At 41.3% G+C, this 13,059-nt stretch carries 7 protein-coding genes; 3 read left to right on the top strand and 4 right to left on the bottom strand.

All coding sequences use genetic code 11. The features are described 5' to 3' along the window. The 4 genes from QQS39_RS17900 to QQS39_RS17885 all read right to left on the bottom strand — a co-directional run bounded on the left by QQS39_RS17900 (position 1) and on the right by QQS39_RS17885 (position 9,276). Positions 1-2,709 (bottom strand): putative virulence factor, encoded by a 2,709-nt coding sequence (locus QQS39_RS17900; protein ID WP_265576116.1) that lies wholly within the window; start codon positions 2,707-2,709, stop codon positions 1-3. Positions 2,710-2,711: 2 nt separating this feature from the next. Beyond that, positions 2,712-5,696 carry a virulence factor SrfB gene (locus QQS39_RS17895; RefSeq protein ID WP_151436409.1) on the bottom strand — a complete coding sequence of 995 codons (2,985 nt, stop codon included), beginning with the start codon at positions 5,694-5,696 and terminating at the stop codon, positions 2,712-2,714. A gap of 3 nt (positions 5,697-5,699) precedes the next feature. Further along, complete coding sequence (locus QQS39_RS17890; protein ID WP_432711546.1) at positions 5,700-7,175, bottom strand: SrfA family protein; 1,476 nt, start codon at positions 7,173-7,175, stop codon at positions 5,700-5,702. A gap of 583 nt (positions 7,176-7,758) precedes the next feature. After that, positions 7,759-9,276, bottom strand: a complete 1,518-nt coding sequence (locus tag QQS39_RS17885) for a vWA domain-containing protein (RefSeq protein WP_285805091.1) — start codon at positions 9,274-9,276, stop codon at positions 7,759-7,761. A 411-nt stretch (positions 9,277-9,687) separates the two neighbouring features. On the opposite strand from QQS39_RS17885, the gene QQS39_RS17880 reads away from it, so the two are divergent. From QQS39_RS17880 to opp1B, 3 genes are all read left to right on the top strand, one after another. Beyond that, entirely contained in the window at positions 9,688-10,473 is a 786-nt protein-coding gene (locus QQS39_RS17880; protein ID WP_285805090.1) for a class I SAM-dependent methyltransferase, read from the top strand. 11 nt (positions 10,474-10,484) lie between these two features. Next, complete coding sequence (gene nikA / locus QQS39_RS17875) at positions 10,485-12,059, top strand: nickel ABC transporter substrate-binding protein (RefSeq protein WP_285805089.1); 1,575 nt, start codon at positions 10,485-10,487, stop codon at positions 12,057-12,059. A 71-nt stretch (positions 12,060-12,130) separates the two neighbouring features. Continuing rightward, positions 12,131-13,057 carry a nickel/cobalt ABC transporter permease gene (gene opp1B, locus QQS39_RS17870; protein WP_285805088.1) on the top strand — a complete coding sequence of 309 codons (927 nt, stop codon included), beginning with the start codon at positions 12,131-12,133 and terminating at the stop codon, positions 13,055-13,057. The last annotated feature ends 2 nt before the right edge of the window (positions 13,058-13,059 follow it).

Raw genomic sequence — 13,059 nt, 5'->3', positions numbered from 1 at the left:
TTATGACTCCACGACGGATGATTTCATGGTTTGAATTATTTGGCCTAATAGTGCGTTTTGTTCAGCACTGATCTCTCTTCCCGCAGAATGCCCCGCATTCTCAGTAATAATCGCTGATAAGGCGATAAGCCAATCAATCACAAATAAAAGAGTGTAGTTAACAGGGTTGGTAGGTAAGCGGACTAAACGCTCATCATCACCCCATTGCACGCTCGTGTTATCGGGTTTTTCAAAGATTTTATGACCGACATTGATTTTGCTATCTGGCTTCTCAACACCGTTATCCTTGAAATTAAACCAAGTAATAAAATCACCCAGTACATTATAAATACGAGATGATTGCTGTTCGGCTAAGTCATCACGACGAGCAATGGCTTCGGTGCCAGCAAGGGTTTTCAACATGCGTTGTTCAACACCAAGGCGATTAATTGCCGTGATAAGTTCATCGACTAACAGCACCATAATTTCTTGGTCAATGCCTAAATAGGTTAACAAGGTACTGTTATCAGGCAGGCTACGCAGATGATTTATCCATAATGCCATCACTTTTTTAGGATAGGTCACCTCATTGCCGTGACCTTTAGGAGCTTCATCTTCTTCAGGCACTAGAGAAATTGGTGCATCGCTAAAGAGATCAAAAGTCGGTTGCTCTATAGCCGCAAAAGCAGAAACAGGGGCTTGAGTCGCTTTTTTGTTATCTGAAAGCGTATCGATAACCTCTTTTTCTTGCATATACAGGTCGTAGAGTGATTTGCGCGAAGGCAATAGGTGCTCCAGTAAAGCACCTTGTAAATAAGGGCGACTTTGCATAAAGCGTAAAATAGTGGCTGCGTTACGACGTTTGACTTGAAGCTCTTCTTCACCGCCTGATTGATACCACTTTTCAAGATGATGACCGATTAAATCGCGTTGAATTTCTTGCAGTTGTTCGCTGATACGTTCAAGTTTCAGTGATTTTAAGGCGACAGTTTCAAGATAATCCGCAAGGCGCTGCATACCGCCATCGTTAAGCGACAACATAGCATCCCATGCTTGGTCTGGCTCTCGAATATAGCGTTGGACAGTTTCGTCTTCAGTAAACGTTTTTTTCATCAGATGTAGCTGTGAAACACTGTCCTCGTTTAAGACAGTCTCTTTGCCATTACTGATTTGAATAAACGGGGTAGGTACACCCGGTTTACGCACTAAGAAGGTGTTATTAAAGGCTTCGCCATTGATCCAATCTGAGGACATCCATTCATATTGGCCAAAGCGCTCTAACATGGCCATTTTGATCATGCCACCCTTACCCCATGATTGGCGTAATAACGCTTCATTCATGGTTAAAGAGTTGGTAATACGCATATCAAACATGGTCATTGCCCAAATTAAGCCAGAAGGGCGTTTAGCGCGCGTTAATGCATCTTTACCTTGCGTGTTATTGATCCATTCTGTGAGGACTGCACCGACTTCTTTCACATCTGATTGTTTGTTTGATGCGGTACATACCACCAGCACATTCATCTCTTGGTTATCAGTATAACGCTCAAACAGATAGGCAACTTTACCCCGAAGAATAAGCTGTGCCAGCGGATTAGCACTGTCATCGTTGACTTGACGACGTACGTCCGCCATGGTTTCGACCCCTAAACGCCCGCGATAGCCCGGAAAATCGAGCAGTTCAACGTGTTCAAACAGGGCTTTACTTGGTGCATCTAATAACGGGACGACTAATTCGACTGTCAGCGCAGTTAATTCTGCTAACGAAAGGGTAACAGGGGCGTCAATACGATCACCATGAACAGGGCAAATGCTGATCTGGCTATCATTGGCAGTATTAAGACGCTCTAACATATCCACGTTCATAATACTGTCTTCTTGTACTAACACGCCGTCTTGCTCTTTGACTAAAGAAGAGAGCGGAGCCAAAACAAGAGATGCATTACCTAAAGAAGCGAGTGTGCTACTAAAACGCTGATAAGCGGATGTCAGCTCTGCAATATCACCCCATAAAACAGAAAAAAGTTTAGCGCGTTGCGCAATGCTGAGATAAGGCGCTAATTCAATCGCTTTAGGCCAATAGGTTGTCGCCAGTTTTTTCTGGCTTTTTTCCGCATGGCGTTGCAGATAATCCCATAATGAAACAACATCATCATGAGTAATCCCCGCAACAGGTGTTGCACTGCGTTGTGTGCTTAATGAATTGATTAAACGAGAAATTTTTTCGTCATCTAACTCAAATTCAATTTTTTCCTGATTAAAGTCATACAGGTAAGCATTGGCGAGAATTTTAACAATCTCAATTTCGCTAAAAAGATGCAGCTCGACAGGAAACTCTTGCGTACCTTTTGTGGCATTGCGACTAAAGCGAGTCACTAATCCCGTGGCTTCTTTACCGCCGCCCGGTGGGTTGATATGGTCGATAAAATCAAGGGTTTTGCCTGACATGTTTGTTCTTAATCGACCTTCTTGCCCTGCGGCAAGTGCTGAAATCAGGTATGATTTTCCTGCCTGTGATAGCCCAAAAAAGCCGACAGACATTGGTCGCTGTGTCGCTAAACTGAGATTTTTTGCCATATTACGGCTACGGCGCAGACGATAGATAAGGCTATCGGCTTCGGTATTTAAACGCGGTGCATTACCTCTTACGGCAGTTATCCAATCAATGGCTTTATCTGCACCTTGATAAATGGCATCCCATTTGGCTGTTAACTGTTTTTCATCCATCATATTCATTTACCTAATACACTCCCGCTATCCAGCCAATAGGATGTTTCACCAATACCACTATCTGCTAACGTATTGAGTTTGAAGCTTAAACCGTTCTTATTAACGCCACCTTTGCCATTAATAAGTTCCATTTCTTCAATACGTAGTTTTTCAGATTTATTGTCATCATTATGGCCAGAAGCCCCTCTTTCTTCTCCAAGTTTGATATGCAATACGCTGTCTTCTTGGCTAAGTTGCTGTGCCAATTTCGGATTTTTAATGCGTAAAGTATAAAGTGGAGATGCAGGCCAACGGGCATTATCCAATTGACGGAAACCTAAGCGTATTCCGCCTCTGACTTCAAAATAGGTATCAGGATCAGGTTCAAATTTATCCTGAATATCACGGTAGTAAACGTCATTATCGGAAATCGTGTTGTTGTTATCCAACATCCCTAAATAACGTACTGTTGAGTAAGTTTTAAAGTTACCTGTCGAGAAATAGAAGTTAAGCAAACGTGCATTTTCAGCCATTAAACACAACATCGCACCAACTGCCGCAGTTGATTTTGGATCGTCAATACGACCTTTTTTGTTGAATGGATACCAACCCCCTGTTTTGTAACCGTGTAATGGCAGAATACGAGAAGGCGGTACAGGCTGTAATACTTTTAATAGCGCTTGAATACCCGGTAAACGAGAAGGGCGCCCCGTCAGTAGTAAAACATCACAGGAGTAGTAATAAAGCACTTCACACAGCGCTTTTAAACTACGCGTAATATTAATACGTTCACCCGAAATAAATTCAGCATGTAATTGCGCAAAGTTAATTTGCACCGGCACATTTAAAATGGAGAAGCTGTCGCCACCACCTAGCTCTTTATTGGTTGCGTCATCAATATAACGACGTACATGTTCTGTCGGTAGAACGTTAAGTAATTCACCAAAAGTACTGTTAATGCCTTCATGAGGAACTAAGGGATCGTAGTTTTCGTATTGGCTTAAAATCTTCAATCCAATTGGATTAAAAATTTGTAAGGTAAGCTGTTGGCGCAACACTTGTTGCCCTGCATCTAAACCTTCACTCCCAAAAAGAGAAGACATCAGCGCATCGGCATCAGAAATACCCGCATCCGTTAATGCGGTGCGTAATGCTGGCAATACGCAAATCTGGATGATATCTAATAAAATATCATCACCCGCAATTTTGAATCCTTCACGGAATAACTGTGTTGGAATAATTTTGACGTTGCTGCCTGTACCCGTATCCAATTTATAGCGTGTGATAACGAGATCGGTTGTTCCACCACCAATATCAATGGAGGCAATCTTTAACGTGCTATCACCCGTTAATGCGCGGTTATCTTCACGCACTTGGCTGGCAAAAAAGGCTTCAGTACGCTCACCAAATTTAATTTGTGTTTCGTTATAGAGATAAACTAACTGACCGCAAGTGGCTTCATCCCATTTCACATGGATGTTTGGCATCGGTATACGACATTGTTCATCTTTACCATCAAAACGCAGTTTTTCGTCTGTGGGATCCCAATTCATTGCTTTCCAAATTAGCCCTAATGCGTTTTCCATGCACGTTTCAAAAATAGCGCGCTCGGGTTTTGGCATCGCGGGTGGGATCGTTAAAATGATATTACGCAATTGACGAGGCGCACTTGCGTGACTCATTTTAAGGCGTTGAGCTGGGCTGTTCATTTGTGTTAATGCCTGTGCTAACACTTCGGTTAACATCATGGTCATTAATGAACTGCGAGTATAGTTTGGCGTAAATACTGGCATGCGATCGTCAGGCTCTAAACGGAATAACGGTTCACCGTGATCGTTTAGAAGGTATGTCATCGGAACCGCGGTCGCCAGTGGCTCTCTGTCTGTTTGACCAAAAGAGCGACTAAAGCGCCAACCCGGAGAATACGGCGAGTCATCCCATAAATAGCGTTTAGGGCTGGAAATACCCGTAGAGCCTTCAGTACCTAAGCGTTGTGCTGCCATGCGATTGGCTTCAGGACCAACGCGACCAATCGTGGGCCACATAAAGGCATTGTTACGACCGCTATTAACTGAAAAATCTTGTTTACCAAATTCAGCTTGTGCAAATTCAACACGGCTTTCAAATGGCTCATTATAGATTTGATAAGGGTGGCTGAGATCACGCAGAGTCATTTCATAGAGTTGCGTTAACCCTTTGTTATCATTGATGTGATCTTCAATTAAGATCCCACAAGTGCGTGAGTTACCCACATCAAGAATAAGATCAACTTCAATCGCTGGCTCTTGTGGTTTAGTTTCGTTAATTTTGATTTCAGGTAAGTGTAGTTTCTCACCTAAAATATTAAGTAAATTGAGATAATGTGCCTGATGTTGAAACTCTTTGAGCGCATCTTCAAGTTCATCATGGTACATTTTGGTGACAGCCAGCGCTCTTTCGCTAAAGACTTCCTTTAACCAACCATCAATCCACGGTGTTTCAAGGAAGTTCTCAACTTCATAACCTAAATAGGCCAGCGCAAAAGCAACACCAGAGCGAACATCTTCTTCGTTTGGTGCCAGATACGCGGTATTGGTGCGATTTGGCTCAATACGAGTATCAAATGCCACAACAACGCGGTGTGTATGCCCATCTTCATCTGGCTCTGGCAGTTGATGGAACATCATTCTTACCCAGTTATCAGGGCCTTGAGAGAATGCGCGTGGTGGATTAAAACGGAAAAATGGCACTGGCAGCCATGTGTCATTTAATAGTGTTAATGACTCTTCAAGGGAGAAACTAAATTCAGCTTCTCTTGGTGTTTGAGGCTGATTTTTAGGTGCAGGATAAAGATAGTTATCGTCTCTTTCATTATAGATGAGTCGCATTAACGGGCCGTTTTCGCCTTTTTTAACAAACTCACCGTACTCTTTGCGCTGTGGTAGCTTAAAACCGAAATCCAGAAACTGAATATTACTGTCTCGGATAAGGGTAATTTTGTCTTTATAATCGGTCAGTGGCGCTAACATGAATTAGTTATTCTCCCGCTTCATTGATAATGGGAATGGCTGACTGTTTTCATATTTCCCTTGGCAATCAGCAATATTTTGGCTTCCTGGCTGGCAAATAATATTTGGCATCAAATAGTTTGAACCATCACTACACAGAGCCTGACCTTGGTTATTAATATTTAATCCACCTTGATTAACGGCTGCGTTGACAGGCGCTTTGCAGGTCACGCCATCACTGCGTGTCATTACGACTTGTCCTTTACCATTATCTAGTTGGTAATTCAGGCTCAGTGGTTTACCTGTTTTTTGGTCTTGAATTCCCGCCCCAGCTTTCCATTGACCATTTAGGAATTGAGTGGAGCCATTCGCTAATGCATTCGCAGGAATAGTCAGTGGTGTTGTGTTATCCGCTGTTGTAGGCGGTGTGACATCGGGTGGGGCATTGGGATCAACAGGAGGGTTAGGCGTGTTGTTCTCATTCCCTGTATTTGGGTTGTTATCTGTTTTCGGTTGCTCATTTTGTGCAGCAGGATCAACCGGTGGTACATCCGGCTGTTGTGCATTTTCAGGTAATGTTCCTTTAGGTAAGGCACCTTGGTTATTGTCTGTTTGAGGATCAACTACAGGTAAGCCCGTATTAGGATCAACCACCGCACCGTTACCGTCAGTGCCATTAATCACATTTCCATTCGCATCCACAGTGCCTAATGTTCCTGTGTGAATGGTGCCTGTTGGCACACCGACGGTGTGACCGTTGGTTACTACTGTGGGAACTTTCGGCTTTTCAAGTGTCGGATCGGGTAATTTAGGCGCTTCAATATCTGGCGTTTTAATATCGACCGTAGGTAACGCTGGCGTTGAGAAACAGCCTCTTAAGAAGAAAATAGCGAGTAGCAGTAATAATAAAGGTAACAGCCACCATAAGAAACGCCACCAAGGACGTTTAGTCTCAGTAATGATGACTTTTTCTTGTGCTGGTGGAACCACTGTTGATGTTGGTGCGATTGGCGCGACAGCTGGTTTTAAGCAAGCAACAGGGTCAACTCTCAGTTGTTGATTAGCGCTGACAAAGCCCCAAAAGGTAATAATTGGCTGCCCATCAACAATAAAAATATGGTTTTCGTCAGGAAATTGGATAGTTTTACTGAGCAGTGCGCCAAAAAGCTGACTCTCTTTATTTCCAGCCCTTTGCTGTTCTTTTTCGCTAAAGGCGATTAAGTCATCTTGATTTTGTTTCAGTAGAGTATAAGCGGCGGTGCGCTCTTCTTCTGAAGCCGCAGACCAAGGAATAACAGAGCCGTCAATTGGTGAATACCAGTCAATGCGCTCACCCGTTTCATTGGGTTGAGGGATCGCAAGACATTGAGAAATATGTGCCTTTCCTCTTAAACGCAGAGTTTCACGCAGTTGCAGGGCAGAGATATAAACAGCCTGTCCATTTTCTCCCATAGGGAGGTAATTTTCTAATTTACCACTTCGTAAGAATGCTTTATTCACGACGATCATTCCGCTAGGCAAGATTATCTATGGGTAAGTTGGCTTATCCGTAAATAGGCTTTAAGGCTAAAAATAAAGATATAAAATTAATATACATTTTATATTATCAGAAATTGGGTGTCTATCTAGCGGATTATTTCGGGTTAATTAACTGATTATTATTAAAGGTTTTTTTATTTTTCTTGAGTGAAAGAGGGAATATTAAGGTGATGATTAGGATAATTAAATAATGATGTTACAGGTTGCGCTATATTTTCTTAAATATATGGATTAAATCACCGAGATATTGAGTTTTACATTAAAAAATAATGAAATAGAAGAAAAAAAAGACAAAATATAAAAGGGCAGACTATTAATGATCGTCTGGTTGTTGTGATAATAATCACAAAATAGGTTTATTCTGAATAATGCAGAGAATAAGAAAAGAAAAAAATCACCTAATTAAAGAATGGTCTTAAATAGATAAGATATAGCGCTTGTCAACTTCAATATAATAATAAAATGCGCGTGATACGTGAAAAAAATTCACCCTCAATGTTAAACCAAAGAGGGTGAGTTAAATATTAGAAACAGTAATCAATCATTATTTACAGTTCTTTGGAATATAATCTTCAATCGCTTTTCGAGTCATTAAACTGACTTCATTCGCATTACGCGCGGTGAAGACTTGACCGCCAGTTGCATTCGCCACACAGTTACCTGCGCCTGTACCTAAAATATCCACCACATTAATGACGGCACGAGGATGAGCGCGTTTTAAGGTTCTGGCTGCCGCACAAGGATCTTGATCGCAAGACTCTAAACCGTCTGATAACAACACAATAATAGTGTCACGATTATTGCCTTTAATTAAATTACCTGCACGTTTAATAGATTCGGCTAATGGTGTGCCACTATCTGGCTCAATACGCTTAATGTAACTGAGTAATTTTGATCTTTCATTACCGCCATAAGCAGGGCTGGATTTCACCACACCACAGTCAGATGCCACAACGGTGGTAATTTTCATATCTGACGGAATGTTATTAATGATTTTTATTGCTGCGTTTCTTGCTGTTGTGATCCGTCGAGGTTCGGCATCATAACCTGGGAAAAGTTGTCCAGTTGAAGCGATATAGTCTAAATCACTTTCTGTTAAACTCATGCTCAGCGCCATAGAGCCGGAAGCATCAAAGATGAGGATCACTTGAGGCGCAAGTTCCGCAGGGCGATCGGCAGGGCACATTTGCTTAATTTTGTTTGCTAAGCGGTTTTCACAAGTCGCATTTGCCGTTTTCTCTGTCACACCCGTTTTTTTCACTTCATCTTGTACACAAGCTTCTAATGGAGTGAGTTTTTTCACTGGCACAGGCTTAGGTGCTGGCTCTGGCTCAGGTACTGGAGTGGGTTCTGGTACAGGTTCAGGCTCTGGTTCAGGTTCTGGCGCGGGTTCAGGGATTGGCTCTGGCTCCGGAACAGGCTCTGGTTGTGGCGGTATGACAACGGCTGGTTTCTCTTCAACCACAGGAGGAAATGCTTTCGGATCAAAACAGCCTTTCAGCCAAGATGCCAATAAGATCAAAAACAGTAAGAATAACAGTAGTAATAACCAACGTAGCCAGCGGTTACGTGTTTTGGCGGGTATATTGGCAAGTGCGGCACCCGCAGCCGCGGCACTTGCACCTGCGGTAACTTGTGCAATAGGGGGTGGTAATGGTGTTGTGCGTGGCCACCAAGTAATAACGGGTTGCCCATTAATAATATAGACACTTTCACTATCAGGTAGCGTGGATGCCGTATCTAAAATATGGCGCTCTTCATCCGTAATTCTATTTTGCGATGCTAATAGCGCCGTTTGCGTTTTAATATCGTTAAGGCGTTCATCTAAAATACGTCTTATTTCTTGCTGCTCTTGCCCTTGTAACGATGTTAAAGCGACAGGATTACCAGAAACAGGCGAATACCATTCAACCACGTCATCCGACTTTTTCTCTGGCGTCGCAAATAGAGAGCGATACTTAGTCGGAAAGTGTTGAGTCAGCAATTGGAGTAATTGCTGTTGATGGGTTAAAGCAAAATCGGCGCGGGTAATATCAGCCGTTAATCGTGAGATTCGATTCATATTTTAGAGAGCCTTATGTGACGGCTATATTCGTTTAAAGAAAGCAATTTAAGATAGCAATATTATTGACTATAACGGTTTTATAAAAAAGGTGAAATTAAAGCGCTCGTTTTTTTAATATAAGACAAATTTAAATTTTATTTCTAAATTCGCTCAATTTATTTCTCTATTTTAACAGGGAAAATAATCCATTTGCTTATTTATCTTCACTCCCATTAGGATGCGCATTTATGTTAAAGATAAAGATCGCAAATTGGCAGTTCATCCTTATTGAGTACTGGTGAATATTGATATAGCACATAGAGCAGCAAGGCGTTACAAGGTATGTTACCCACACTAAAAAATAGCCAAATCATTCGCTTTTAGAGGAATTTATTCCTCTCTTTACGTTGATATAACAGCAGGTTTCTGATGACAAATAAAATAAATAATAACCAATTACTTAATGATGTAACGCGCTACTGGAATATCAGAGCTGAAAGTTATAGTGAGTCTAATCAACAGGAATTGCTGAGCGAAAAACAACAGAAATGGCGTCATCTGTTATTAGGGCATATCAAAGAAGGTGAAACCTTAAAAGTGCTTGATATTGGTACGGGGCCAGGTTTTTTTGCCATTTTATTAGCGTTATCGGGTCATGATGTCACCGCGATTGATGCAACGCAGGGTATGTTGCTGGAAGCTAAACACAATGCGCAAACACATCAGGCAAATATTCAATTTATTCGTGGTGATGTACACCAATTACCTTTTGCCAGTGAACAATTCGATTTAGTGGTTAGTCGCAACGTGACATGGAATTTAAAGGCACCTGAACAAGCGTATTCGGAGTGGTTTCGTGTATTAAAACCGGGCGGTAGTTTGATTAATTTTGATGCTAATTGGTATTTACATCTTTTTGATGAAAACTACTGGCAAGGTTTTGTGGCCGATAGAGAGCGTTCGGCTGAAAAACAAGTTGAAGATCACTACGTCAATACAGATACCAAAGAGATGGAACGAATTGCTCGCCAATTACCGTTAAGTCAAATTAAACGCCCACAATGGGATATTAATACCTTGTTAGAAGTCGGTTTTAGTCGATATATGATAGATACTCAGATTGGTGATTTTGTGTGGAACGAAGAAGAAAAAATCAATTATGGTTCAACACCCATGTTTATGATCCACGCACAAAAACAAAGAATAGATGATTAAAGGAGAATAACGTGAAGCCCTTATTTTCAGTGTTTCCAACCTTATTATTAACACTTGCATGTGCTTTCCCCGCATTAGCAGATAAAAGTAATAATATGTTGGATTATGCCAGTACAAAAGACATTCGTGATATTAACCCGCATCTCTACTCTGGTGAGATGGCGGCTCAAAACATGGTATTTGAATCCCTTGTATTAAATACCGAAAAAGGTGTTGCACCTTATTTAGCGGAGCGTTGGGATATTTCTCCTGATGGAAAGAACTACACTTTCTTTTTACGTCATGATGTGACTTTTAGCGATGGCGAACCCTTTAATGCTAAAGCAGTAAAATTAAATATTGAAGCGGTGCTAGACAACTATGAACGCCATGCGTGGTTAGAGTTAGTTCGTCAGATTGATAACGTTGAAATTGTTGATGAATTCACGGTTAAATTAAATCTAAAAAATCCTTATTACCCAACATTAACCGAATTAGGTTTAACTCGCCCATTCCGCTTTATTTCGCCAAATTCTTTTATTAATGGCAAAACCAAAACGGGTGTTGCCAACTATATTGGTACGGGGCCTTGGGTATTAACTGAGCATAAAAAAGACCAATATGCTCAGTTTAAAGTTAATCCAAATTATTGGGGAGAGAAGCCCGTATTAAATGGTGTGATGTGGCGAGTGATCCCCGATAGACAAACCATGTTACTTTCTCTACAAAAAGGGGATATTCAGCTTATTTTTGGTGCAGATGGCGACATGTTAGATATGGATTCATTTGAAGCTCTTATGGCGTCAGATAAATTCAAAACTGAAATGAGCGCACCGATCGCTTCTCGTGCGATTGTGCTTAATAGTAGCCGTGCAATGACATCCAGCCAAAAAGTTCGCCAAGCATTACAATATGCGGTTGATAAAGAAGGGATTGCACAAGGTATTTTAGCGGGTAGTGAAAAAGTTGCTGATACTTTAATGGCGCGCAGTGTGCCTTACTGTGATTTTGCTTCCCCAACTTATGCTTATCAACCAACAAAAGCAATTGAGTTATTAGAAGCCGAGGGCTGGGTATTACCAAAAGGTCAGGCTATCCGCGAGAAACAAGGTGAGAAATTACAGTTATTGCTCTCTTATAATGTGAATAATGCCGTCGAGAAAGAGATAGCCGAGCTTATTCAAGATGACTTTAAAAAGATTGGTGTCGGTTTAACAATTTTAGGCGAAGAAAAACAAGCCTATTTAGATAGACAAAAAAATGGTGATTTTGATTTACAATATTCACTCTCATGGGGAACACCTTACGATCCAGCTTCTTTTGTTTCATCCTTTAGAATACCGGCTCACGCAGATTACCAAGGGCAAAAAGGGTTGGCAAATAAAGCCCAATTGGATGCCATGATTGGCGAGTTATTAATTACCCCTAATGAAGCACGTCGTCAGGAACTCTATAAAACCTTGTTTACCTCATTAGCGGCGCAAGCTGTGTATATTCCGTTAACTTATTCACGCACTAAGGCAATTCATCGTAGTGAATTAGAAAACGTAGGCTTTAATCCATCACAATATGAAATACCGTTTGAAAAGATGCGCTTTAAGCCTTAATTAATGCATCAATAAGAGTAACCAAAATAAGTGAGGCACGTATTATCAACGTGCTTCACTGACCAAATCTTATGCTACGTTATATATTTTGGAGAGTGCTGGCGATATTTCCACTGGCGCTGATCATTTCATTTATTGCCTTTATTCTGTTGGAATTAGCGCCGTCTGATCCTGCGGAAGTCGCACTACGCGTCAATGAAATAGTACCAACACCCGAAGCTATTGAAGGTATGCGCCATGAATTAGGGTTAGATAAGCCTTTTTTTACGCGTTACTTTTTGTGGTTAATGGCAGGTTTACAACTCGATTTTGGTACTTCTTTTCTTACAAGAACCCCTGTTATTCAAGAGATGTTACGGGCATTACCGCCAACACTTTGGCTGGCCTCTACCGCGCTATTCTTTATTATTATTCTGACACTTCCTTTAGCATTATGGTGCGTGGCTAAACCTCAAAGTGTTGCAGATAAATGTATCCGTTTCATCGTGTTTATTTTAACGGCTATTCCTAATTATTGGTTAGGATTGCTATTAATTTGGGGCGTCGCTATTTATTTAGATTGGTTGCCTGTCAGCGGAATGTTGTCGCCTCAGTCTGTTATTTTGCCTGCTCTGGCGCTCTCTTTAGGGTATATCGGTACTTATTTACGGCTATTACGCGGTGCGATGTTAAATCAATGGCATCAGCCTTATGTCTTTTATGCCAAAACGCGTGGATTACCCGATAATCTTATTTTACGTCGTCATATTTTACGTAATTCGCTGTATTCCAGTTTAACGGCATTGGGGATGAGTATTCCGAAGCTTATTGCGGGTACGGTAGTGATTGAGAATATTTTTGCTTGGCCGGGAATAGGGCGACTATGTATCAGTGCTATATTTGGTCGTGATTATCCGATGATACAAGCTTATATTTTATTGATGTCACTGTTATTTCTCTTTTTTAATTTTCTGATGGACGTCATTCAAATGATGGCTGATCCACGGTTAAGGAGATAATG

Source organism: Proteus appendicitidis, from assembly GCF_030271835.1.
Classification (GTDB): domain Bacteria; phylum Pseudomonadota; class Gammaproteobacteria; order Enterobacterales; family Enterobacteriaceae; genus Proteus; species Proteus appendicitidis.
The sequence above is the reverse complement of the archived record's forward strand: the minus strand, read 5'-3'. Positions and strand labels throughout refer to the sequence as shown.